This window comes from Clavibacter quasicaliforniensis (assembly GCF_051201715.1).
GTDB lineage: Bacteria > Actinomycetota > Actinomycetes > Actinomycetales > Microbacteriaceae > Clavibacter > Clavibacter seminis.
The window spans coordinates 815,359-840,643 of sequence record NZ_CP139624.1 but is presented as its reverse complement, the minus strand read 5'-3'; the positions used below and the strand labels follow the sequence as shown (position 1 = coordinate 840,643).

The window sequence follows — 25,285 nt, the reverse complement described above, 5'->3', positions numbered from 1 at the left end:
GGCCGTCAGGTCATCGAGCCGTGCCGTCCGTGACCACGAGGTCGTCGAGCGTGAACGCGACGGGCCCGGCGGCCGAGCTCGACAGGTACGTCTGGATCCCGAACGTGCCCGCGGTCTGCAGGGCCGCCAGGGTCCCGGTCGTCGTCGACTGCCACGCGGTCGGCTCGGCCTGGCCGACGGGCCAGACCTTCGCGTTCATCGTGGTGGGCGACGTGCCCGTGACCTGCACGTGGACCCGCAGCTGCTGCCCGGCCGTGTACGTGACGTTCGGGACGACGACCGACTTCAGGTTGGTGCCGTTCTCGGACTGCACGATCATGACCTGGCCGGTCGACCGCACCCAGACCTGCGTCTGGTAGTACGACGTGCCGACCTGGCGCGAGTTGATCCGCACGTACGCGCCGCCGCCCGTGGGCACCTTGTCGAGCGCGAAGGAGACCTGCGCGTCCGATGCGGTGGCGCTCACGGCGTCGAGGCTCGCGGTGCGGGTCTCGCCGGCGGGGCTCGTGACCTGCGCCTTCCCGTCCTGCACCTTGAGGATCGACGCGTTGCCGGTGATGCGCCAGGCGCCGCCGGTCTCCGCCGTGCCCCAGCCGTTCGCGGCGGTGCGGGTGAAGGTGTCCTGCGCGAGGATCCCGGCGGCGGGCGGCGTGACGACCGGCGCGGTCACCGTGACCGTGCCGTCCTTCTTCGCCGACGCGAGGCCCTTGTCGTCCGTCACCGTGAGCGACACCGCGTAGGTGCCGGCCGCGGCGTAGGCGTGGTCGACGGTCTTCCCGGTGCCCGTCGTGCCGTCCCCGAACGCCCAGGCGTAGGAGGCGACCGTGCCGTCGGCGTCGGTCGACGTGGATCCGTCGAACGAGGCCGTCAGGTCCTTGGCCGTCGACGTGAACGCCGCGGTCGGGGCCTGGTTCACCGGCGGGGCGACGACCGGTGCGGTCACCGTGACCGTGCCGTCCTTCTTCGCCGAGGCCAGGCCCTTGTCGTCCGTCACCGTGAGCGACACCGTGTACGTGCCGGCCTTGGCGTAGGCGTGGTCGACCGTCTTGCCCGTGCCCGTCGTGCCGTCCCCGAACGCCCAGGCGTACGAGGCGACCGTGCCGTCGGCGTCGGCGGAGGTGGATCCGTCGAACGACGCCGTCAGGTCCTTGGCCGTCGACGTGAACGCCGCCGTCGGGGCCTGGTTGGCCGGGACCGGCGCGGGCGCCTGGCCGTCGCGGGCGACGACCAGGTCGTCGATCCGCGTGGTGACGGGAGCCGTCGCCGACCCCGAGAGGTAGGTCTGGATCCCGACGGTGCCGGCCGCCTGCAGCGCGGCGGTCGAGCTGGTGACGCTCGTCTGCCACGCGGCGGGCTCGGACTGGCCGGCGACCCACACCTTCGCCTTGACGGTGGTCGGCGAGGTGCCGGTCGTCAGGACGCGGACGCGGAGCTGCTGGCCGGCCTGGTAGGTCGTGCCGGGGAGGATGTACGACCCTACGGTCGTCGCCCCCTCCGACTGCACCAGCTGGATCTGCCCGGTCGCCTTGATCCAGACCTGCGTCTGGTAGAACGCCGAGCCCACCTGCCGGGAGTTGACCCGGGTGTAGGAGCCGCCGCCGGTCGGGACCGCGTCGAGCGAGAAGGTCGCGCTGACGTCCGACGACGTGGTGGAGACCGCGTCGAGGGTCATCGTGCGGGTCTCGCCCTTCGGCGAGACGACCTGGCCGGTTCCGTCCTGCACCTTGACGATGTTGGTGCCGCCCGTGACGCGCCAGGCGCCGCCGAGGTCGGCCGTGCCCCAGCCCGTCGCGACCGTGCGGCCGAACGAGTCCTGCGCGAGCACGTTCGACGCGGGCGCCTGGACGGTCACCGGCGAGGTGGTCGTCGTGGCGAGTCCCTTGTCGTCCGTGACCGTCAGCGACACCGCGAAGGTGCCGGCGGCCGCGTAGGCGTGGGTCGTGGTGCGGCCCGTGCCGGTGGTCCCGTCGCCGAAGGCCCAGGCGTAGGACGCCACGGTGCCGTCGGGGTCGCTCGACGTGGAGGCGTCGAGCGAGGCGACGAGGTTCGCCGCGGTGCTCGTGAACCGGGCGACGGGCGCCTGGTTCACGGGCGGGGCGGTGACCGTGACGCTCGCGGTCGTCCGACCGGTCGCGCCCTTGTCGTCCGTCACCGTGAGCGCGACCTGGTACGTCCCGGCCTTCGCGTACGGGTGGGCGATGGACGCCCCGGTGCCGGTCGTGCCGTCGCCGAACTCCCACGCCCAGGACGCGATGGTGCCGTCCGGGTCGCTGGATGCGCGTCCGTCGAGGTTCGCGACGAAGTCCGCGGTGGTCGACGCGATGACCGCGGTGGGCTCCCGGTTGACCGGGGGCGCCACCACCGTCACCTGCGTGGACGCGGTGCCCGTGAGGCCCTTGTCGTCCGTGACCGTCAGCGCCACCGTGTAGGTGCCGGCCGCGGCGTAGGCGTGCGTCGGGGTCGGGCCGGTGCCCGTGCCGCCGTCGCCGAAGTCCCACGCATAGGAGGCGACGGTGCCGTCGGCGTCCGTGGACGCGGATCCGTCGAGCTTCGCGGTGAGATCGGTCGCGGTGGCCGTCACGACGGCGGTCGGCGCGATGTTGACGGGAGCCGCCTTCACCGTGACGTCCTGCTGCGTGCGGTTCGTCGCGCCGCGGTCGTCCGTCACCGTGAGCGTCACCGGGTAGGTACCGGCCGCCGCGTACGTGTGCGACTGCTGCGCGCCGGACGCCTGGACGCCGTCGCCGAAGTCCCAGGCGTAGCCCGTGATCGTGCCGTCGGCGTCGGTGGATCCGGTCGCGTCGAACGACGCCGTCAGGAAGTCGGCGGTCTGCGCGAACGCGGCCTTCGGGGCCTGGTTCGGCAGGCGACCGCTGGTCCCGAGGGAGTAGTGGGTCGCGACGGTCGAGGGCGTGAGGACGGTCGGGTACACCGCGACCTCGTCCATGCGGCCCTCGAAGGTGCCGCTGGAGGAGTTCCAGGTGTTGTCGCCGCCGATGCGCCAGTAGCCGTCGTAGCCCTGCGCCTGCGTCTGGCCGTTCTGGCCGACGAGGTCGCCGTCCACGTACAGCTTCAGGCCGTCGGATCCCTGCGACGCGACCATGTGGTGCCACTGGCCGTCGTTGTACGCGCGCTCGGATCCCGCCAGGTTGGTCTGGCCGGTCCACGTGCCGAACTGCAGGCGTCCGTCGTCCTGCATGTAGACGTGGCGGTCGTAGCTGCCGGAGAAGTTGAACGGATCCGCGTTGTCGCCGAAGCCGATCAGCTTGCCGCCGCGCGTGGTGGTCGTCTGGAACCACATCTCGAGCGAGTAGGAGGTCGGGTTCGAGACCCGCTGCTGGCTCACCGCGATGCTGTCGGAGAACGCCGCCGCCTGGCCGACCGGACCCGTGAGGGCGCCCGCCTGGCCGAAGCGCACGTTGCGTCCGACGTTCGCACCGACGTCGTTCTGGCCCGCGTCCTTGAGCGTCAACGAGCCGTCGGCGTCGTCGAGGCGCCAGTAGGACGACGGGTCGGCCGCGTACACGGCCTTGCCGTAGGCGTCCGCGGGCGCAGGCGGGATGGGCGAGGTGCGGCCGGACGCGACCAGGTGGTCGACGACGTCGGCGCGCGTGAGGGCGGTCGGGTAGATCGACACCTGCGCGATGTCCCCGGCGAGGTAGGCGCTCCGGGGCTGGTTGGGCCAGCCGCCGAGGTTGTCGCCTCCGACGCGCCAGAAGCCCTTGTAGTCCTGGCCCTGGGTCGTGTCCGCGCGCTGGCCGGCGAGCTTGCCGTCGACGAACAGCTTCATGCCCTCGGCGCCCATGGTGGCGACGATCTGGTGCCACTTCCCGTCGTTGAACCCGGGGGCCGAGGCGAGGGTCTGGGTGGCGCCGGTGTAGACGCCGAAGAGGACCCGGCCGTCGTTGTCGAGGTAGACCATGCGGTCGTAGTTGTTCGACGTGCCCGTGCTGCTGCCGCCGAAGCCGACGACCTTGCCGCCCGAGGTCGAGGTCGTCTTGACCCACGACTCCACGCTGAACGTGTTCGGCGCCTGCACCGCCTGGGGCGTGACCGCGAAGGACCCGTCCTGGCCGGAGAAGGTGGTGGCGGTGGATCCGTCGATCGGGCCCGCTGCGCCGCGCGTGGCGTTGTCGACGCGGAGGTCCTCGAACGCGACGTGGTCGAGGCCGGCGGTGCCGTCCCTCTCGTCGAGCGGGTAGTACGCGGTCGCGCCGTCGTCCTTCACGCTCGTGGCGTAGGCGTCGCTGCCGGACTGGTCGGTGATGGTGACGGGCGCGGCACCGTTGCGGTCGGTGGAGTTCCCGGCCGAGTCGGTCACGACGACCTTGTAGGTGTGCGAGCTGCCGGGTGCGAGGCCCTTGTCGATGAAGCCCATCGACGGACGCTGCCAGAAGGTCGAGTCCTGCGTGACCTGGTAGACGGGCGTCGCGGTCTTGCCGTCGCGGATCACCTTGTAGGTGAGGCGGGAGTTGTCGCGGTCGAAGGTGGCCTGCCAGGAGACGCGGGCCTCGCCCTTCGTGTAGGAGATCGCCTTGGGGACGAGCTGGTCGTTGCCGTTCGGGCCGACCTTGTTCGGGGCGTCCTTCGCCATCGCGTAGCGGACGAGGCCCTGCTGCGCGGTGGTGTTCACGAACGGGAACTCGCCGCCGACGACGATGTAGTCCTCGTTGCCGTTGACGCTCCAGGCCGCCTGGCCCTGGCCGGTGAAGGATCCCGTGACGTACTTCGGGAACCAGTTGAGCAGCGACGGGGAGGGGGTGCCCGCCCAGTTGTGGTAGCCGTACGGGTCGGCCGTGGCCGTGCCCGTCGCGGTCTTGGAGAACGCGAGGCTGTGCTGGAAGGTCCACGGCTCGGTCTGCGGGAAGCCGCCGATGTTGCCGCAGTAGTGCGGGTGGCCCGCGACGTACGCGACCTTGCTCGTGGCGAAGACCGAGTAGGTGTCGCCGTGGCAGTCCTCGACCCAGGTGACGACGCCCGTGTTCGGGTCGGCCGAGAACGCGCCCTCGAGGTTGCCGCCGGCGCCGAACGTGTAGCCGGATCCGTAGACCCGATCGTCGGTCGCGTACAGGCTCGTGATGGAGGACTCCGCGCCGGCGTTCTTGACCTGCTGGTTCGCGGCCCACGGGAGCGTGGCGCCCGAGGCCGGATCCACCGCGCCGAGCCCGTAGGTCGGGGTGCCGCTGAGCTGCGTGAAGCGGCCGCCGACGATGAGCTTGGACGCGTCCTTCGTGAGGGTGAGCGCGTCCACGACGGTGTCCGCATCCGCGACGAAGGCCGTGTTCTGGCCGTTCGTCGCGGACACCGCGGCGAGGTACTTCCGAGCGGCGCCGTTGACGCTCTGGAAGGTGCCGCCGAGGTACACGGTGTCGTTCGAGGCGCTCACCGTGCGGGTCTGGCTGCCCATGATGGGGCGGAAGGTCGGGATGATCTTGCCGGTCGCGGTGCTGAACGCCGCGGCGCGGTAGAAGCCCTGGCCGTCGATGTCGGTGAAGTCGCCGACCACGTAGATCCTGGATCCGTCGGGCGACGCGGTGACCGAGAGCGCCTGCGCGTTGAGCTTCGGCGCGAAGGACGTGATGAGCGCGCCGGTGCGGATGTCGTACGCGAGCAGGTTGCTGCGGGGCGTGAGGTTCGTGCCGGCCGCGGCGCCCGCGGGGCGCGCGTTCTGGAACTTGCCGGCCACGTAGACCGTGTTGCCGACGACGACCTGCGACCAGGCGACGCCGTCGATCTGGGTCGTGGGCAGCGGGTCGGCGGTGACCGTGACGGGCGTCTTCGGGTCGGTCGGGTCGACCGGCGCGGAGTCCGCCATCGCGGGCTGCGCGACGACGACCGCGGACAGGATGACCGCGGCGGCCGCGGTCATCGCGGCCAGGCGACGTCCCGCGGAGGAGAGGATGCTCATTTCGTCCTTGCTTCGGGTGGGTGGAGCGGGTGAGGGAGGGTGCCGGTGGTCAGCGGTCGCTGGCCGGTCGGGGGCTGCCGACGCGCGTCGTGGCGCTGAGCATCGTGCCCACCGACCGCGCGATGCGCTGCCGGTAGAGCTCGGGTCCGTGCCGGTGCTCGGCGCGGAAGCGGTCGCGCGCGGCCCGGGCGCGGTACGCGTCCCAGTCCGTCGCGATGGACTGGAGGGCGTCGGCGAGGGCGGCCGGATCCGCGGGCGGCACCAGCTGCGCCGACTCGTATCCGCCCGCGGCCTCGCGGAGGCCGGAGGTGTCGCTGACCACCACGGGCCGCGCGGCCAGCAGCGCCTCGACGGCGGTGTTGCCGAACGGCTCGTCCACCCGCGAGGGGACGACGCACGCGTCGGCGGCGGCCACGAACGGGGTGACGTCGGCGTGGAAGCCGTGCAGCGTGACGCGGTCCTCGAGGCCCAGCACGCGGATCGTCGTGCGCAGCTGCTCCTCGTAGGACTCGTAGCCGGGGAAGACGGCGCCCACGATGTCGAGCGATGCGTCGGCGCCGCGGTCGCGGAGCTCGACGATCGCGTCGACGGCGACGTCCACGCCCTTGCGGTCGGAGAGACGGCCGACGTAGAGGACCCGGAGGCCCCCGTCGAGCGCGGCGCGCGCGGGCCGGACCGCGGCGGGGCCGGGGACGCCGTTGTATACGACCTGGGCGCGGCGCGCGACCCGCGGCAGGGCGCGGGCGAGCACGTCGACGCTGTAGCGGCTGTTCGCGACCACGCTCGTGGCGAGCGCGAGCGGCAGGGCGAGCGCGGTGCCGACGGCGCGCGACGCGGATCCCTCCGCCTCGTGCACGTGCGCGAGGACGGGGCGGCCGGCGAGGCGGCCGACGAGGATCCAGAGCGGGATCGTGACGGTGTTGACGTACACGACGTCGGGGCGCTCGCGCCGCACGAGGCCGAGACCCGCGGACAGGCCGCGGACGGACTGGCCGACGAGGGTCGCGAAGCCGCGCGGACGGAGCATGCTCTTGCGGAGCACGGGCGTGGGCGCGTGCTGCACGCTGGCGCCGACGCCCGTGAGCGCGGCGACGAGCGGGCCGTCCGACGGCAGGGTCACGACGGTGCGGGCGCCCGCGGCCACGAGGCCCGCGACGCTCTCGAGCAGCACACGGTCGGAGCCGTAGAGCTCGGCGCTCGGGTGCGCGACGAGGATCGTGCGGCCGCGGAGGTCGGCCCCGTCCGCGTCGCCCTGCGCGAGCGCGTGCTCGACGCCGGCGAATGCGGTCACGCGGGCACCCGCGCGGATGCGGCGGACGACGCGGCGGACTCGGCACGGCGCGCGTCGAGCGCTCCCATGTCGCGGAACCACTTCACCGACGCGAGGGCGAGGTGCCCGGCGTTGGCCAGCATCATCAGCGCGTAGACCGCGAGGAAGACGACCGGGGCCCCGAGCAGCGCGAACACGATGCAGAGGAAGCCGTAGTCGGTGGGGATCACGAGCAGCGAGCGCAGGAGCGTCGAGCGGCCGGCGTCGGGGGCCGTGGCGCCCGAGACCTGGTGCACGCGCTTGAGCTGGTCGTTGAGGATCATCGCGAAGAAGCTCGCGGCGGCCACGATCGCGTAGACGACGGGGACGAGGAGCCACGCGTCGGAGTCCGTGGCGGGCCAGCGGAACATCGACACGAGCACCGCGAGGTGCAGGGACGAGATCTTGATGCAGTCGACGACGTGGTCGAGCCACTCGCCCGAGAGCGAGCCGCCGCCGCGGAGGCGCGCGACCTGGCCGTCGGCGGAGTCGAACGCGTAGCCGACGGCCAGCAGCAGCCACACGGCGATGCCGAGCCAGGCGGCGGGCTCCACGAGCGCGACGAGCGCGATCCCCGTGAACGTGAAGGCCGCGCTGATCGCGGTCACCTGGTTCGGGGTCAGCCCGGCACGGAACGCCCACGCGGCGAGCAGACGGCCGGCCGGGCGGTTGACGCGGATCGAGTACGCGGGCGCGCCGCGGGCCGCCTTCTTCTGCGCGGAGGCCAGGCGGCGGACGACGTCGAGGTAGGACTCGGCGCGCGGATCGGCGGCGGCGGTCATCGGCTCTCCTCGAGGAGGAAGGAGGTGCGGCCGGCGTCGCTCGCGCGCAGCTCCGGCTCCCAGCGGGTGGCCGAGCGGATCCCGCGGCTCATGCCGTGCGTCGAGTAGCCGCGGGTCATGCGTGCCGCGAGCTCCTCGTAGCCGTCGGCGATGGCGTCCCAGTCGTACGTCTCCTCGGCGCGCTCCTGCAGGCGGCGGCCGATCGCGACGGCCTCGTCGGCCGCGGCCTCTGCGCCCTCGACGAGCGCGGCGACGCCGGCGGCGTCCGACCAGAAGCGGCCGTCCTCGCCGAGCACGTCGCGGTTGAACACGTTGTCGTTCGCGAGCGTCGCGGTCGCGGCGCCCATGGCGCGCAGCAGGGACGGGTTGGTGCCGCCGACCGAGTGGCCGTGGATGTAGGTGAGCGCGTGGGCGTAGAGCTGGTCGAGCTGCTCCTGGTCCCACACCCCGCCGAGGCGCTGGATGCGCGGGTCGGCGCTGGCGACCTGCTCGATGCGGTCGGTGTACGCGGCGGAGTACGGCGCGGATCCGACGACCACGAGCGGCAGGGTCGCGCCCGACGCCGTGTACCCGTCGACGATGACGTCGACGTGGTTCTCCGGCTCGAAGCGCGCGACGACGAGGTGGTACTGGCCGGGCTCGAGGCCGAGCTCGGCGAGGCGGTCGCTGGCGGGGTCGCGCAGGATGTTGGCGCCGTAGGTGAGCAGCTCCGTGGGGATCCCGAACTCGTGGTCGTAGTAGTCGGCGATGCCCTGGGCGTCCGAGATCAGCGCGTCCGCGTTCTTCACGGCCATCTGCTCGGCCACGCGGTAGTACCTCTTGCCCATGCGGCCCCACTTGCCGCGCTTCCACTCGAGGCCGTCCACGTGCACGGCCGTGGCCGTGCCGCGCGAGCGGATGAGGGGGACGAACGGCGCGTTGGCGGCGTTGAACACGAAGGCCGCGTCCTGGCGCGTGCCGAGGGCCAGGTGGATCGCGGACAGCGCGGTGTGGCTGAGCGTCTCGATCGACTTGGTCTTGAGCGCGGGCAGGTGCACGAGCGTCATGCCGAGGTGGGTGCGCGGGCGCGCGCGGTTGGCGGAACGGCAGTAGACGGTGACGTCGTGGCCGCGGGCGGCGAGGCGCTGCCCGATCTCCTCGATGGCGGTCTCGAATCCGCCGTACGCGGCGGGGACCCCCCGGGTGCCGACCATGGCGATGCGGAGACGACGCGGTTCGATGACAGACATTTCAGTAAGCCCCTACGGGTCGGGTGAGCACCCGGAAGGTGCGCCACATGATCATGACGTCGCCGGTCAGGGACCAGTTCTCGACGTAGTACAGGTCGAGCCGGACGCTCTCGTCCCAGCTCAGGTCGCTCCGGCCGTTCACCTGCCACATGCCCGTGAGGCCGGGCTTGATGAACAGACGGCGGTGCACGTGGCTCTCGTAGCCCTGCACCTCGCGGCGCAGCGGCGGGCGCGGGCCCACCAGGCTCATGTCGCCGACGAGGATGTTCCACAGCTGCGGCAGCTCGTCGAGCGAGTAGCGGCGGAGCACGGTGCCGACGCGGGTCACGCGCGGGTCGCTGCGCATCTTGAACAGCGGCCCGGATCCCTCGTTCGCGGCGGCGAGCGCCTCGAGCTCGGCCTCGGCGGTGACCCGCATCGAGCGGAACTTCAGCATGTGGAACTCGAGGCCGCTCTTGCCGACGCGCTCCTGGCGGAAGATGGCGCCGCCGGGGCTGTCGATGCGGACGACGGCGGCGATGAGGAGCATCACGGGCGCGAGCACGACGAGCGCGAGGCCGGCCACCGCGATGTCGAGGGCCCGCTTCATCACGTGCTTCCCGCCCTCGAACTGCGGGATCTCCACGTGGATGAGCGGGAGGCCCTCGACCGGGCGGAAGTGGATCCTCGGGCCGGCGACGTCCGTGAGGCGCGACGCGAGCACGAGCTCGATCGACGAGCCCTCGAGCTCCCAGCCGAGCGTGCGGACGGCGTTGCTGCCGGCGCGCGGCTGGCTGGCGACGATGACGGCGTCGGCGGCGGTGCGGGCGGCGGCCGCGGCGACGGATCCGAGGTCCGAGACGACGGGGATCGTGCGCCCGGCGACCTCGAGGCCGTCGAGGTGGTCGTCGATCGCGACGCCCACGACCGTGTAGCCGGAGGCGGGACGCAGCAGGATCTGCGCGGCCACGTCCTCGACGTCGGCCCGGGCGCCCACGACCACCACGCGGGAGAGGTGCGCTCCCTGGTCGCGGCGGCGGATGAGCCACTGGCGCCAGGTCCACCGGCTCACCAGCAGCGCGACGACGCCGAGCGGGAACGCGAGCACGACGTAGCCGCGGGCGATGTCGACCTTGAGGAGCAGGAAGCCCACCGCGAGCGCGCCGAACGTGATGGCCGACGCGTTGACGACCCGCTTGTACTCGGAGACCCCCACGCCGACGATGCGGGCGTCGCGGGTGCGGAAGGCGCCGAGCACGGCGATCCAGGCGGCCACGACGATCACCGAGACGATGCCGTAGTCGAGCTGCATCGAGCCGGCGTCGACGGCCGCGTCCCCCGTACCGAAGCGCGTGAGCTGGGCGACGAGGACGGTGGCGACGATGATCGCCCAGTCGCTCGCCATGAGCCGGGTGCGGTAGTCGCGGGCCCAGCGGCGGCCCGAGGGGACGACGGGCACGGCGGGCGCGGCGGTCACGACGCCGGATCCGATGATCGGGCGGTGCGCCGAGCGGCGCTCGGTGCGCAGGCGGGTGCGCTCGCCCCGGGTCGCGGGGCGGTTCCTCGTGGTGCTCATCGCGTGCCGGGCAGCGCGTCGAGCGGTCGGAGGGTGTCGTGGTGTCGGGTGGATGCGGGGAGGCGCGGCCGACGGGCTCGGTCCAGCGCCGATGACGGGTTCATCGGGTGTGTGCCTGCGTTTCGGGTTACAGGTGGGTGATGCGGGGTGCGTCGAGGTCCGGGAAGACCTCGTCATGTCCACGGCTCCGGGATGGACTGGCTGGGTGGGCCTCGTCCGAGAGCGTCCATCGCGGGTACGACGGGTGAACAGCGGGTGGTGACGGTGGCAATGCTAAACGCACCCTGTGCCCCGTCGCCCGTCCCCCTTCGGGGGACGGATGTCCCCCGGACCCGTCGGGTGGCCTCCACGGCTGCGCGCGGCGACGGCGGGACGGACCCCGTCCGCCCCGCCGCCCGCTCCCCCGGGACCCGGTCCCCGACCGTGTCCCCCGTCGCCGGTCCCGCGGTCCCCCGACCGCGGTCCGGCCGTCCTCAGCCGGCCGCCGCGCCGATCACGCGGGCGCCGGTGTCCACCCCGCGCAGCGTCGCGACCGCGGCGGGCACCGCGACGGCGACCGTCGCCTGCTGCGCCTGAATCTCGCTCGCGAGCCGCCAGCCGGATCCGAGCGCCTTCCGCCCCACGACGTCGAGGCTCGTGCGGTCGTTCCCCGTGGCCCCGGTGAACGCCCCGACCGTGTCGTGGACGGCCGGGTCGCCGGGGCCGCGGGCCCACACGATCGCCCACCGCGGGCTCGAGGCGGCGTCGCGCTGGTAGACGTTGCCCGCGGTCGTGATCCCCATCTGCGTGGCGGAGCGCTCGTGCGAGTGGTCCTCCACGGCGAGCAGCGCGTTGCCGGTGCTGCCCTGCATCACGTTGTCCGCGACCTGGATGTCGGTGACGATCCACGTGACCGTGGGGTCCGGCAGCTGCTGCCGCGGGTCGTGGCCCGCCTCCCCGAGGTTCGCCGCGCGCCGGGTGCCCTGCGCGATGTCGACGTCGCGCTTGTTCGCGGAGAAGGTGTTGGCCCAGACCTGCGCGTGGCCGGAGTCGTCGATCCAGAGGCCCGCGGCTCCGTTGCCCGCCGCGACGTTGTCGACGAACGCGAGCTGCGCGGAGAGCTCGAACACGACGCCGTTGCCCGTGTTCGCCAGCACGTCGTTCCCCGCGACCGTCGCGTCGTAGACCGACTCGTCGAACCAGAGGCCGTTGCCGGCGCTGCGGAGGAACGCGCTGTCGACCACGTCCACGTCGCGGCTGCGGGTGATCTTGAACCCGCCCGAGACGGGGGCCCGGTTGAAGCCCTCGGTGTTGTCGTCCGCGACCAGCAGCTGCGAGGCGCGGAGCCGGTCGGCGTAGTTGGCGTGGATCCCGAGCATGCCGTTGCGCGCCGAGGTCACCGCCCGCAGGGTCACGTCCGTGGACTGGACCGAGAGGCCCGTGGTCGCGTTGTCGGTGATCGCGACGTCCGCCAGGGTCACGTTCCGTCCCGTGACGACGACCGCGCCCATGTCGGGCACCGACGGCGCGTAGCGGCGGACGCCGATGCCGCGCACGGTGCTCCCGTCGCCGCGGACGGCGAGGGCGCTGACGCGGTCGCTGGCGCGCACGGTCTGGCTCCCCGGATCCGAGCCGAGGTAGAGGCGGTCGGCGGCCGTGTCGACGAAGAACGTGCCCGCGGTCACCTGCGCGAGCGACGCGACCTGCCGCTGGGCGGCCTGGCCGATCCAGACCTGGTCGGGGTGCGCCGCCATCGGGAAGGCGGGGTCCACGAACGCCCAGCCCTCCCGAGTGCCGTCGGGGGCGCCGCGCGTGTAGGTGGGGCTCGCGTCGAACGTGACGTCCCAGCCGGCGGCGTAGCGGGTGGATCCGGATGCGGTCCACGAGGTGAGCGTGCGGCTCCCGTCGAGCCAGACCGCCTCGCCCGGGTACGACTGCAGCGTGAGCGCCTTGCCGGCGGGCATCACGACGGTCTCGCGGTAGGTGCCGGCGCGGACGACGATCGTGCGCCCCGACGGAGCGGCATCGACGGCCTTCTGGATGCTCGCGTACGGCGACGCCTTCGTGCCCGCGCCCGTGTTCGAGCCGGACGGCGACACGTAGACGCCGTCGGCGGGCGCCGGGTAGGTCGTGGTGCCGACCGCGGCGGCGCCCGATCCGGTCCCGGGGCGCGCGTCGCCGCGCGGCACCGCCTGCTCCGGGTCCGACGAGGTCGGCGCGGGGGCGGTCGGGGTCGGCGTCGGGGTCGGGGTCGGGGTCGGGGTGGGCGTCGGCGTCGGCGTCGGCGTCGGCGATGCCGCCTTCGTCAGCGGACGGACCGTGACGTCGTCGAACGCGACGGCCTGCGTGGGCGACGACGAGGAGAGGTACGACCAGACGCGGGTCGCGGATCCGGAGACGAGACGGGCGGCGCTCGAGTCGACCGCGGCCGCCTGCCAGGCGGGCACGGCGGCGCCCTGCGGCCAGACCCGGGCGTCCACGGCGACCGCGGACGAGCCCGAGACGCGCGACTGGACGTTGAGCACCTTCCCCGGCAGCACGCCGCGCGCCACCACGACGTCGCCCACCACGGTGGTCTGCGCGGCCGTGGATCCGTTCACCCGCACGACGGACAGCCGCGCGTCCCCCGCCGGGTCCACGCGGACGCTCGTCTGGTAGTACGACGAGCCCGTCACCCGCTGCTGCAGCCCGGCGTAGACGCCGCCGCCCGCGGCCGGGATCCGCGGCAGCATCACCTTCATCGTCGCCTCGGCGTCGGCGGAGACCTCGGCCGGCAGCGTGACGGAGACGGAGGCACCGGAACGCGGCAGGTCGACGACGCCCTGCGTGCCGTTGACGCGGAAGGCCGACGGCAGGTCGTACGCGTACGCCGCGGCGCCGGGGGCCGTGCCCCAGCCTCCGGTCGCGCTGCGCGTGAAGGCGTCCGAGAAGACCGGGGCGCCCGCGACCAGGTCCTGGCCGCCCGCCGCGGCGGCGGGACCGGCGGCGACGAGCGCGGCGGGCAGGACGAGCCCGGCGGCGACCGCGAGCGCGATCGCGTGCCGGGGGCGGACGGTGGAGCGGAGGGAGCGCGGCGTGCCGTTCATGGGACGGTCCTTGCGTCGGCGAGACGATGGATGGCGGTGGATCGCCCGTCCGGGGACGGGCTCGTGGGTGCTCGTCCCAGGATCCGTCGCGGCCGCTCGCCGGTCGCGGCGCAGGGGCCAGTAGTCGTACTCATCCCGCCGGATGCCGCACTGGTCGCCGCCCTGGCTCCGCCTCCCGGCCTACCGGCGCCCCTACCGGCGGCAGTACCGGCGCCCCCGTGTGGGGACGCCCGAACACGACAGGACGGGCCGACCCCCGAAGGGATCGGCCCGTCCTGTCACGCGCGCGGGATCAGCCCACGTCGGCCCCGAGCTCGCGCGCCCCGGTCAGCCAGCCGATGAGGCCCGCCACCGCGCCGATGAGCGGCACGGCCACCTGCGTCTCGACGCGGCGCACCTCGTCGGTGAGCCGGAAGCCGGATCCCACGACCGGGCGCCCGTCGATGGCGAGGGCGGTGCGGTCGTTGCCGGTCGCCGCGCTGAACGCCTGCACGGATCCGTACACGGCCGGATCGCCGGCGCCGCGGGACCAGACCACGGCCCAGCCGGGGCGGTTCCCCGCGTCCCGCTGGTACACGTTGCCGGAGGTCGTGATGCCCATCTGGCCGGCCGAGCGCTGGTGCGAGTGGTCCTCGACGGCCAGCAGGGCGTTCCCGGTGGATCCCTGCATCACGTTGTTCGCGATGTCGATGTCGGTTACCACCCACGTGACGGTGGGGTCCGGCAGCTTCTGTCGCGGGTCGTGGCCGGGCGTGGAGAGGTTCGACGCGCGGCGCGTGCCCTGCGAGATGTCGATGTTCCGGTCGTTCGCGACGAACGTGTTGTTCCAGATGTCCACGTGGCCGGTGTCGTCGATCCAGACGCCCTCCTCGCCGTTGCGGGCCACCACGTTGTCGACGATCGCGATGGTCGCCGAGAGCTCGAAGGCGACGCCGGATCCCGAGTTGTCCATCACGTCGTTCCCCGTGACCTTCGCGTCGTACACGGATTCGTCGAACCACAGGCCGTTCCCGGCGTTGCGGAGGATAGCGCTGTCCTCCACGTCCACGTCGCGGCTGCGGGTGATCTTGACGCCGCCGGAGACGGGCGCCCGGTTGAACCGCTCGGTGTTGTTGTCGGCGACGAGCAGCCGCGAGGCGCGCAGCCCGTCGGCGTAGTTCGCGTGCATCCCGAGCATGCCGTTGCGGGCCACGGTGAGCGCGGTCGCCTTCGCGCCGGTCGCCGTGACGGAGATGCCGGTGGTCGCGTTGTCGGTGATCACGAGGTTCTCCACCGTGACGTTCCGGCCCTGCACGACGACCGCGCCGAGGTCGGGCACCGACGGCGCGAAGCGGCGGATGCCGATGCCGCGCACCGTGCTGCCGTCGCCGCGGACGCTGAGCGCCTGCACGAGGTCGCTCGAGCGCACCGGCTGGCTGCCGGGGTCCGAGCCGATGTAGAGGCGGTCCGCCGCGGTGTCCACGTAGAACGTGCCGGCGACGAGCTGGGCGCGCGAGGCGACCTGCTTCTGCGCCTGCTGGCCGATCCAGACCTGGTCCGGGTGGGCGGCCATCGGGTACGACGGGTTGACGAACTGCCAGCCGGTCGCGGTGCCGTCGGGCTTGCCGCGCGTGTAGGTGGGGCTCGCGTCGAACGCGACGGTCCAGCCGCTCGCGTAGCGGGTGGATCCCGAGGCCGTCCAGGAGGAGACCTGGCGGCTGCCGTCGAGCCACACCTTCTCGCCCGGGTACGACTGCAGCGTGAGGGCCTTGCCCTGGGGCATCACCACGGACTCGTGGTACGTGCCGGCGCGGACGACGACGGTGCGCCCGGCGGGGGCGGCGTCGACGGCCTTCTGGATGGTGGCGTAGGGGGACGACTTCGAGCCGGAGCCGCCGTTCGAGCCGTTCGGCGCCACGAAGACCGCGTCGGAGGGGACCGCGTAGGAGGTGGATCCGACGGGCGCGGAGCCGGCGCCCGTGCGGGCGTCGCCGAGGGAGACGCCCTGCTCGGCGTCGGACGAGCCGGTGCCGGACCCGGATCCGGCACCGGGACCGGGGGCGGGAGCCGGCGTCGTCGGGGCGGGCGTGGGCGTGGGCGAGGGTGCCGCGACCGGCGTCGTCAGCGGACGGACCGCCACGTCGTCGAACGCGATCGCCTGCGGCCCGGACGACTTCGAGAGGTACGACCACAGGCGCGTGCCCGTCCCCGAGGCGAGGCGGGAGGCGCTCGTGTCGACGGCGGCGGCCTGCCAGCCGGGGACGGCCTGGCCCTCCACCCACGCACGGGCGTCGACCGCGACCGCGCTGGATCCGGAGACGCGCGACTGGATGACCACCACGCGGCCGGGCGTGACGCCGCGGGCGACGACGGTGTCGCCGACGACGGTGGACTGCGCCGCGGTGGATCCGGTGACGCGCACGACCGAGAGCCGCGCGTCGCCCGCGCTGTCGACCCGCACGCTCGACTGGTAGTAGGAGGAGCCCGTCACGCGCTGCTGGACCCCCGCGTAGACGCCGTTGCCCTCCGCGGGCACGCGCGGGATCAGCACCCGCACGGTGGTCTCGCTGTCGACGGGGGCCGCCACGGGCACGGCGGCCGACGCGGCGATGCCCGCCCGGCTGAGGTCGATGACGCCCTGCGCGCCGTTCGCGCGGAAGGCCGAGACGCCGTCGTAGGAGTACGCCCCGGTGCCCGAGGCGGCGCCCCATCCCCCGGTCGCGCTGCGGGTGAAGGAGTCGGAGAAGACGGGGGTGCCCGCGGTGAGGTCCTGCCCGGTCGCGGCGACCGCGGTCTGCGGGGCGACGAGCGCGGCCGGGACGGCGAGGCCGACGGCGACGGCGAGCGCGATCAGGTGGCGGGCGGGGCGGGGGCGGGATGCGGGTGCGGGTGCGGCGTGCCGGGCGGTTCGGGTGGGGATCGATCGGGTGGGTGGGGTGCGGTGGCGCATGCGGGCGGGTCCTCGCTCGGATCGGTCCGTCAGACAAGCTGATGAAAACCCACCAGACGGGTGGGGTTCGTTGAATGTAACCCAGCAACAGCCTGTTGTGTCCCCCGAACGGAGGTCATGGCCGCCGCGACGGGGGCGCGCCCCCGGGATCAGCGGGATGCCCCCCGTTCGGGTATCCCGCTTCCGCGGCCGGCCGGGTCGCCCGTAAGATCGCCGGAGGTCCACCCGCTCCCCGTCGCCCCCACCCAGGGCGGCCGACGTACCCGCGTCGTGAGGAGCAGGAGGCCCCCGCCCGGCGTACCCGCACCGGGCTGCACCCGATCCCGCATCCGCGCGTACCCGCGCCCGGACGGCGGACGACCCGAGACACGTGTGCCATGACCCGAATCGGCTACGCCGCCGGTGCCTTCGACCTCTTCCACGTCGGACACCTCAACATCCTCAAGCACGCCAAGAGCCGCTGCGACTTCCTCATCGCGGGCGTCGTCTCCGACGAGATGCTCGAGCTCAACAAGGGCATCACGCCCGTGGTGCCGCTCGCCGAGCGCCTCGAGATCGTGAGCCACATCAGCTACGTCGACCAGGCCCGCGCGGAGACGCTGCCGGACAAGGTCGACACCTGGCGCGAGGTCGGCTTCGACGTCTTCTTCAAGGGCGACGACTGGCGCGGCACCGCGAAGGGCGAGCGCCTCGAGGCCGAGTTCGCGGCCGTCGGCGTGGAGGTCGTGTACTTCCCGTACACGATGCACACCTCCAGCACCCGGCTGCGGCGCGCGCTCGACATCCTGAGCGGCGTCGGCGCACCCGCGGCGGCTCCCGCGGCGACGCTGGCCCAGCCCGCCGCGCACGGCTCCCCCGCGCTCGTCGGCCGCTGACGGCCGGGCGGATGCGCGGCTAGCCCGCCAGCCGGTCCGCCGCGCGCTCGGTCGCGTCGATCAGCGCGTCGAGGATCCCCGGCTCGTCGAACGCGTGACCGGCGTCCGGCACCATCGTGAAGCGCGCCTCGGGCAGCGCCCGGTGGAGGTCCCACGCGGTGACGGCCGGGGTGCACATGTCGTAGCGGCCCTGCACGATCTCGGTGGGGATCCCGCGGAGCAGGTGCGCGTCGCGGATCAGCTGGCCGTCCTCCATCCAGCCGCCGTGCATGAAGTAGTGGTTCTCGATGCGCGCGAACGCCAGCGCGTACGACGGCTCGGCGAACCGCGCGACCACGTCGGGCTTCGGCAGCAGCGTGATGCCCGACGCCTCCCACGTGCTCCACGCGACCGCGGCCGGGCCGTGCACCGCGGGGTCGGGATCCGCGAGCAGCGCCGCGTACGCCGCGATGATCCCGCCGCGCTCCACCCCGGGCACGGGCGCCGTGAACGCCTCCCAGCCGTCGGGGTAGACCATGCCGGCCGGGCCCTCGTAGAACCAGTCGAGCTCGGTCGCGCGCAGCGTGAAGATGCCGCGGAGGATGAGGCCGGTCACGCGGGCCGGGTGCGTCTCGGCGTAGGCGAGCGCCAGGGTCGAGCCCCATGATCCGCCGAACACCAGCCAGCGCTCCACGCCCAGGTGCTCGCGCAGCCGCTCGAGGTCGGCGACGAGGTGCCACGTGGTGTTGACGGAGAGGTCCGCCTCCGGGGTCGACACGTGCGGCGTGCTCCGGCCGCAGCCCCGCTGGTCGACGAGCACGATGCGGTACCTGGCCGGGTCGAAGAGGCGCCGGTGGGTCTGGCTCGTGCCGCCGCCGGGCCCGCCGTGCAGGAAGACGACGGGGATCCCGTCCGGGTTCCCCGAGACCTCCCAGTGGAGGAGCTGGCCGTCTCCCACGTCGAGCATGCCGGTGTCGTGCGGGTCGATCTCGGGGAAGAGGCTCTGCATGCGACGAGCCTACGGGCGGGCGACGCGGGGCCCGCCGGGCGACGCTGTCCGCGCACTGCCGACCACCCGTCGATCCGCGGGTCGGGTGGGCGCTGCGGCCCGCTCCGCGTACCCTGCGAGGGAACCCACCGCATCCCCGCCCGGAGACGAGGACCCATTGCCCGCCCTGCCCGTGAGGCGTCCCTCCCCGCGGACCGTCGCCCGTGCCGCGCTGACGCCGCTGGCCCTCGGCGCCGTGGCCGTCGTGGCGCGGCCCACCCTGCGCCTGCACCTCCTCCTCTACATGCGCGAGATGGAGGCCGGCATCTTCCCGCAGCACGACGACGTCTCCACGGCCCCGGGCCCGGATCCCGAGCGCGTCCTCTTCATCGGCGACATCGGCGTCGCCGGGTACGGCGTGCTCCTCGCGGGGATGGCCATGCCCGCGCAGATCGCCGCCCGGCGCGCGGCGCAGACGGGCCGCGGCGTGGAGTGGGAGAGCATCGCGGCGTACGACATGACGGCGCGCAAGGCCGCCGTGGCCGTCGCCGGCCGCACCGCGGCGCCCCTGGATCTCGCGGTGGTGGCCCTCGGCATCCCGGACGTGCTCGTCGCCACGTCGGTCGAGGAGTGGGTCGACCGGCTGACCGGCATCGTCGACAGCATCCGCGCGCAGGCGGGCGACGGGTGCCGGATCGTCGTCACGGGCATCCCGCCCATGGACCGGTTCCAGCCGATCCCGATGGTCGCCCGGAAGCTCCTGCAGGCCCAGGTCTCCCGGCTGAACGGGGCGACGGCGCTCCTCGACGACCCGGAGCGCGGCGTCATCCACGCGCCCTACCCCGACATCTCCGGCACGCGCCTGCACGTCCGCGACCGCTTCTCCTACCGCGTGATGCACGCGCACTGGGCCGAGGCCGTCATGCCGTTCCTCGGCGACCCGCGGCCCGTCGCCCGCTGACAGCGACGCGGGCCCCGAGCACGGCCGAGGGTGAGCCGGACGAGCGGGGTATGACCGGTCATACTCACGGCCATGAAGACCGCCATCTCCGTCCCGGACGTCGACTTCGAGAGATTCGATCGCGTCGCCAAGCGCTTCGGGATGACCCGCTCTGAGTTCTACCGCGTCGCCGGACAGAAGCTCGCCGATGAGCTGGAGGGCGCCGGCAAGGCGGAGCTGACGCGCCTCGCGGACGCTGCCATCGCCGAGGTCGGACAGCCCACCGCCGGCCGGGACTTCCTTCGCGAGTCGGAGCGCATCGCGCGGACCGGTTCGGAGTGGTGATCGCGCGCGGGGACGTCGTGTGGGTCGACTTCGGGGCTCCGAGAGGGTCGGAGCCGGCGAAGATCCGGCCGTCCCTCGTCATCCACGACGACTGGCTCAACGAGAGCGGCGTCGCCACGATCGTGCTGATCCCGTTCACCTCGCAGGTGCGACTCCAGGCCTTCCCGGGGAACGTGTTCATCCCGGCGGCCGCGTCCGGGCTGGACAAGGACGCGGTAGCGGTGGTCCCTCAGATCGGGCCGGTCAGTCGCGAGTCCATCGAGCCCCACCCCGTGGGCCACCTCCCCGGCTACCTCATGGCGGAGGTGTCGGCCGCGGTGCGGCTCCTCCTCGCCGTGTGACCACCGCCTGCCGCGCACGGTCGTCGCGAGCGAGGCGGAGGCGGCGCTCCACGAGTAGGCGAGCTCCGCGCTACCCCTTCTTCTTCTCGCCCTTCTCCATGCGCGGCGCCGAGCCGTCGGCGATCCGGGCGTCGCGGTAGGCGCGGGCCTCGTCCTGGCGGGCCTTCTCCTCCCCGGAGGCGACGGGAGCCCGGACGTGCGCCGGCGTGTAGCCGAAGGAGTCGACGAGGTCCTGCGCGTGCGGGCGGAGGCGGGCGACGAGCCGGTCGACGTAGGCCGTGACGGCGCGGGCGCGCGCGGAGCTGATGCGGCCGTGGATCAGGTACCAGGCCAGGTCGTCCTCGATGAGGCGGAGGCCGAACAGGTCGCGGGTCCAGGTGAGGATGCGGCGCGTGCCGTCGTCCATCGCCCGGCCGGTCTCCGACGCGGGATCCAGCGCCTCGGTGAAGGCCTCCCACTGCAGCAGCTGCGCGTGGGCGCGGGCCGCCTCGATGAGCGCGTGCTGGTGCCGGTTGAACAGCGCCGCGGCCTCGGCCGGCGGCATCTTGCGGGTGGCGCGGAGCGCGGTCGCGATCTCGCCGACCATCGTCTCGACCCGGCCCGTCAGGAGCGCGCGCTGGGTGTCCGGCTCGCGGAGCTGGCCGACGGAGCGGGCGGTGGATCCCCGGTCAGCGAGCGCCTGCCCGAGCGTGCGCAGGCCGGTCGAGCGGAGCGTCCGATCCGCGGCCTGCTCCACGGCGTAGCGCGCGAGCACCCCGAAGTCGGCCTTCGCGAACCGGCGGTTGACGTCGGTGAGCAGGCGCTTGGCGACGAGCTGCAGGAGGACGGTGTTGTCGCCCTCGAAGGTCGCGTAGACGTCGAGGTCGGCGCGGAGCCCGACGAGCCGGTTCTCCGCGAGGAAGCCCTGGCCGCCGCACGCCTCGCGTGCCTCCTGGATCGTGTCGAGCGCGTGCCACGTGCTGAGGGGCTTGAACGCGGCGGCGAGGGTCTCGAGGTCCTGCCGGTCCTGGTCGGTGTCGGTCTTCCCGCTGAACACCGAGTCGAACTGGACGAGGAGCTTCTCGTGCGCGAACGACGCGGCGTAGGTGGTGGCGATCCGCGGGATCAGCCGGCGCTGGTGGCGCTGGTAGTCGAGCAGCACCTCCTCGTCGGTGCCGCCCGCGACGAACTGGCGGCGCTGGTTGCCGTAGGTGATCGCGATCTGCAGCGCGATCTTGGCGGCGCTGGTCGCCGCGCCGTCGAGCGAGACGCGGCCCTGCACGAGCGTGCCGAGCATCGTGAAGAAGCGGCGCCCGGGGCTCGCGATCTCGGACGTGTAGGTGCCGTCCTCGGCGACGTCGCCGTAGCGGTTGAGGAGGTTCGCGCGCGGCACGCGCACGTGGTCGAAGTGGAGCCGGCCGTTGTCGATCCCGTTGAGGCCGCCCTTGAGGCCGTCGTCCTCGCCGCCGACGCCCGGCAGGAACGCGCCGGTCTCGTCGCGGAGCGGAACGAAGAAGCAGTGCACGCCGTGGTTGACGCCCCGGGTCACGAGCTGCGCGAACACCGTCGCAGCACGGCCGTCGACGGCCGCGTTGCCGAGGTAGTCCTTCCACGCCGCACGGAACGGGGTGTGCAGGTCGAACTCGCCCGTCTCGGGGTCGTAGGTCGCGGTCGTGCCGATGCTCGCGACGTCGGATCCGTGGCCGGTCTCGGTCATCGCGAACGCGCCGGGCGTCTCGAGCGTCATGATCCCCGGCAGCAGCTCGCGGTGGTGGCGCTCGGTGCCGAGGTGCATCACCGCGGAGCCGAACAGGCCCCACTGCACGCCGGCCTTGATCTGGAGCGACGGATCCGCCGCCACGAGCTCCTCGAAGCCCGCGATGTTGCCGCCGTGGTCCTCGAGCCCGCCGACGGACACCGGGTAGGCGCGGTGCACCCCGCCGTGCTCGACGAGGATCCTCAGCTGCTCGCTCACGCGCGCCCGGTGCTGGTGCATGTCGAGGCCCTCGACGCGGTGCAGCTCGGGGCGGCTGGTCAGCTCGCGCGATGAGCGGCGGACGTCGGCCCAGCGGCCGAGGAGCACGCGGCCGAGGCCCTCGACGTCGACGCGGGGGCCGGTGTCGGTCCCCGCGTCGCCGTCGGCGCGGTCGAGCTCGCGCGCGACCTCGGCGTCGACGTCGCCCGCGACCGGGACGCCCGCCTCGCGGAGCGCGCCCTCGGGGACCGCGTCGCCGTCGAGCGTCCCCTCCGCGGTCGCGCCGCCGTCTTGCGGGCCCGCGGCGGGGCCTCGTCCCCTCGTGCCGCGGGTGGTGCGTCCTCGTGCCGCCGTGTCGACCATGGATCCTCCGTGCCGTCGCCTGCGCCGGCATCCCTGCCTGCACCGGCCACGCTATGCACGGATCCTCCACCTGCCGAAAAACACGTCGCGGGCCTCCAACGCGCTCCCGCGGCAGGCGGTCGCGGGTTGTGGGAACCCTCAGCGGCGGGCCGCCCCGGCGGCCCGATCGGCGGCGGCGCGGGTCAGGCGCGGGCGCCGCGCGCGCTCACCCGCTGGGGCACGCCCCACGGGTTAGCGGTGCGCAGCGGCTCGGGCAGCAGCGCGTCGGGCACGCCCTGGAACGCGACGCCGCGGAGCAGCCGGTCGAGCGACGCCGTGCCGACGCTCGTGCCGCGGTCGAGCGTGGTCGCGGGCCAGGGTCCGCCGTGCTGCTGCGCGTCGGTGACGGAGACGCCCGTGGGCCAGGCGTCGACGAGCACGCGGCCGGCGCGCGCGGCGAGCACGCGGATCAGCTCGGCAGCCGCCGGGTCGGCCTCCTCGGCGCCGAGGTGGACGCTCGCGGTCAGCTCGCCCGTGAAGGTGCGGGCAGCGAGTCCGGCGAGGTCGGTGCCCGCGGGGTACTCGACGAGGAGCGCGAACGGCCCGAAGACCTCGTGGCGCAGCACGTCCTCCGCGGCCTCGAAGTCGGCGAGCGAGACCGCGGCCACGGTGGGGGTCACGGATCCGTCGTCGCCTGCGGGCGCGCGGCCCTCCGCGACGAGTCGGACGCCGTCGACCGCGATGGCGGCGGCGCGGCCGCCCGCGTAGCCCTCGGCGATCCTCTGGTTGAGCATCCCGTGCGGCGCGACGGCGCCGGCCTCCTCCGCGAGGACGGCGTCGAGGCCGTGGCCCGCGGGGATGAGCACGATGCCGGGCGCGGTGCAGAGCTGCCCGGCGGATCCGGCGGCGCTCGCCACGAGCGCGGATGCGATGTCCTCCCCGCGCTCGGCGGCGGCGCGCTCGGTGATGACGACGGGGTTGACGCTGCCGAGCTCGCCGAAGAACGGGATCGGGTCGGGGCGGGCGGCGGCGACGTCGGCGAGGAAGCGGCCGGCGCGGAGCGATCCCGTGAAGGTGGCGGCGCGGATCCGCGGGTCGCGCAGCATGGCGAGCCCCGCCTCCTCGCCCTCGACGAGCTGGAGCGTGCCCTCGGGCAGCCCCGCCGCGACGAGCGCGGCGGACGCGGCCTCGGCGACCCGGCGCGACAGCTCCGGGTGACCCGGGTGCGCCTTCACGACCACCGGGCAGCCGACCGCGAGCGCCGACGCGGTGTCGCCGCCCGCGACGGAGAACGCGAACGGGAAGTTCGACGCCGCGAAGTTGAGCACGGGGCCCACGGGCACGAGGTAGCGGCGGATGTCGGGGCGCGGGGCGGGTGCCGCGTCGGCGTCCGCGTGGTCGATGCGGGCGTCGAGGTAGCGGCCGTCGCGCACGGCGGCCGCGAGGATCCGCAGCTGCACGGTCGTGCGCGTCAGCTCGCCGGCGAGGCGGCCGGGCGCGAGCGCGGTCTCACGCTCGGCGACGGGCAGCAGCTCGGGGCGGATCGCCTCGAGCGCGTCCGCGACGGCGTCGAGCGCGCGGGCGCGGGCGGCGGGCGCCAGGGCGGCGAGCGGCGCGGCCGCCTCGGCGGCGAGCGCGGCGACGGCGTCGACGGTCGCGGCGACGGCGGGGTCCTGGGCCTGGTCGGTGGTCGTGTCGGTCTCGTGCGGGGTCATGTCTCTCCTCGGTGGGGGCGCCGGCTCAGAACCGGAAGCCGCTCGGGAACGGGTCGGTGGGGTCCAGCAGGTACTGTCCCATGCCGGTGATCCAGGCGCGCCCGGTGATGGCGGGGACGATGGCGGGCCGGCCGGCGACGGTGGTCTCGCGGAGGATCCGGCCGGTGAAGCGGCTGCCGATGAACGACTCGTTGACGAACTCGTCGCCGACCGCCAGCTCGCCGCGCGCCCACAGCTCGGCCATGCGCGCGGACGTGCCGGTGCCGCACGGCGACCGGTCGAACCAGCCGGGGTGGATCGCCATGGCGTGCCGCGAGAGCCTGGCGTCGGATCCGGGCGCGAGGAACTCCACGTGGTGGCAGTGGTCGACCCCGGAGATCTCCGGGTGCGACGGCGCGTCCTGGTCGTTGATGGCGCCCATGATCGCGAGCCCGGCCTGGAGGATCTCCTGCTGCCGCTCCCGGTCGAACGGCAGCCCCAGCGCGTCGAGCTCGACGACCGCGTAGAAGTTGCCGCCGAACGCGAGGCTGTACGGGACCGTGCCGTAGCCGGGCACGTCGATGGAGGCGTCGAGCCGCTCCACGTAGGACGGGACGTTCTCGATCGTGACGGACGCGGCCCGGCCGTCCTCCACGTCGACGCGCGCGATCACGAGCCCGGCCGGGGTGTCGAGCCGGATCGTGGTGACCGGCTCCTGCACCTCCACGAGCCCGGTCTCCACGAGCACGGTCGCGACGCCGATGGTGCCGTGGCCGCACATCGGCAGGCACCCGGACACCTCGATGTAGAGGACGCCCCAGTCGCAGTCGTCGCGCGTGGGCGGCTGCAGGATCGCGCCGCTCATGGCCGCGTGCCCGCGCGGCTCCGTCATGAGCAGGAGCCGCAGGTGATCCAGGTTCTCGATCAGGTGCAGGCGGCGCTCGTTCATGGTCGCGCCGGGGATCACGCCGAAGCCGCTCGTGACGACGCGGGTCGGCATGCCCTCCGTGTGCGAGTCGACGGCGTGGAAGACGCGGGAGGACCTCATCC

Annotated in this window: 15 protein-coding genes; 4 read left to right on the top strand and 11 right to left on the bottom strand. The window is 73.8% G+C overall.

Translation table 11 applies throughout. The features are described 5' to 3' along the window. Positions 1-10: 10 nt before the first annotated feature. From NL142_RS04075 to NL142_RS04045, 7 genes are all read right to left on the bottom strand, one after another. Positions 11-5,908: a LamG domain-containing protein gene (locus NL142_RS04075; RefSeq protein WP_435081075.1), complete on the bottom strand. Its 5,898-nt coding sequence runs from the start codon at positions 5,906-5,908 to the stop codon at positions 11-13. 49 nt (positions 5,909-5,957) lie between these two features. Beyond that, the gene (locus NL142_RS04070; RefSeq protein WP_435081074.1) at positions 5,958-7,199 is read right to left on the bottom strand and encodes a glycosyltransferase; all 1,242 of its coding nucleotides are present in this window, start codon (positions 7,197-7,199) and stop codon (positions 5,958-5,960) included. Next, entirely contained in the window at positions 7,196-7,999 is an 804-nt protein-coding gene (locus NL142_RS04065) for a CDP-alcohol phosphatidyltransferase family protein (protein WP_435081073.1), read from the bottom strand. Before NL142_RS04065 ends, NL142_RS04070 begins: the two co-directional genes overlap by 4 nt. Next, positions 7,996-9,228, bottom strand: coding sequence for a DUF1972 domain-containing protein (locus tag NL142_RS04060; protein ID WP_435081072.1), 1,233 nt, complete (start codon positions 9,226-9,228; stop codon positions 7,996-7,998). Before NL142_RS04060 ends, NL142_RS04065 begins: the two co-directional genes overlap by 4 nt. 1 nt (position 9,229) lies before the next feature. Further along, complete coding sequence (locus NL142_RS04055; protein WP_435081071.1) at positions 9,230-10,783, bottom strand: sugar transferase; 1,554 nt, start codon at positions 10,781-10,783, stop codon at positions 9,230-9,232. Between the two features lie 473 nt (positions 10,784-11,256). After that, entirely contained in the window at positions 11,257-13,848 is a 2,592-nt protein-coding gene (locus NL142_RS04050) for a right-handed parallel beta-helix repeat-containing protein (protein WP_435081070.1), read from the bottom strand. Positions 13,849-14,140: 292 nt separating this feature from the next. Continuing rightward, entirely contained in the window at positions 14,141-16,777 is a 2,637-nt protein-coding gene (locus tag NL142_RS04045) for a right-handed parallel beta-helix repeat-containing protein (RefSeq protein ID WP_435081069.1), read from the bottom strand. Between the two features lie 377 nt (positions 16,778-17,154). Between NL142_RS04045 and NL142_RS04040 the strand changes: the two genes are divergently transcribed. Next, complete coding sequence (locus tag NL142_RS04040; RefSeq protein WP_194683209.1) at positions 17,155-17,652, top strand: FAD synthase family protein; 498 nt, start codon at positions 17,155-17,157, stop codon at positions 17,650-17,652. 19 nt (positions 17,653-17,671) lie between these two features. Here the strand turns inward: NL142_RS04040 and pip are convergent, their stop codons facing one another. After that, the gene (pip, locus tag NL142_RS04035) at positions 17,672-18,640 is read right to left on the bottom strand and encodes a prolyl aminopeptidase (protein ID WP_435081068.1); all 969 of its coding nucleotides are present in this window, start codon (positions 18,638-18,640) and stop codon (positions 17,672-17,674) included. Positions 18,641-18,797: 157 nt separating this feature from the next. Here pip and NL142_RS04030 point away from each other — a divergent pair, with 157 nt between their 5' ends. From NL142_RS04030 to NL142_RS04020, 3 genes are all read left to right on the top strand, one after another. Continuing rightward, the gene (locus tag NL142_RS04030) at positions 18,798-19,580 is read left to right on the top strand and encodes a GDSL-type esterase/lipase family protein (RefSeq protein WP_194683211.1); all 783 of its coding nucleotides are present in this window, start codon (positions 18,798-18,800) and stop codon (positions 19,578-19,580) included. Positions 19,581-19,652: 72 nt separating this feature from the next. Then, complete coding sequence (locus tag NL142_RS04025; RefSeq protein ID WP_435081067.1) at positions 19,653-19,904, top strand: CopG family transcriptional regulator; 252 nt, start codon at positions 19,653-19,655, stop codon at positions 19,902-19,904. Beyond that, entirely contained in the window at positions 19,898-20,245 is a 348-nt protein-coding gene (locus tag NL142_RS04020; protein ID WP_435081066.1) for a type II toxin-antitoxin system PemK/MazF family toxin, read from the top strand. Before NL142_RS04025 ends, NL142_RS04020 begins: the two co-directional genes overlap by 7 nt. 70 nt (positions 20,246-20,315) lie before the next feature. On the opposite strand, the gene NL142_RS04015 is transcribed toward NL142_RS04020, so the two are convergent. The 3 genes from NL142_RS04015 to NL142_RS04005 form a co-directional block, all read right to left on the bottom strand. After that, positions 20,316-22,562 (bottom strand): acyl-CoA dehydrogenase family protein, encoded by a 2,247-nt coding sequence (locus NL142_RS04015; RefSeq protein WP_435081065.1) that lies wholly within the window; start codon positions 22,560-22,562, stop codon positions 20,316-20,318. Positions 22,563-22,744: 182 nt separating this feature from the next. Then, positions 22,745-24,256, bottom strand: coding sequence for an aldehyde dehydrogenase family protein (locus NL142_RS04010; RefSeq protein ID WP_435081064.1), 1,512 nt, complete (start codon positions 24,254-24,256; stop codon positions 22,745-22,747). Positions 24,257-24,281: 25 nt separating this feature from the next. Beyond that, positions 24,282-25,283, bottom strand: coding sequence for a proline racemase family protein (locus NL142_RS04005; RefSeq protein WP_194683214.1), 1,002 nt, complete (start codon positions 25,281-25,283; stop codon positions 24,282-24,284). Positions 25,284-25,285 lie beyond the last annotated feature (2 nt).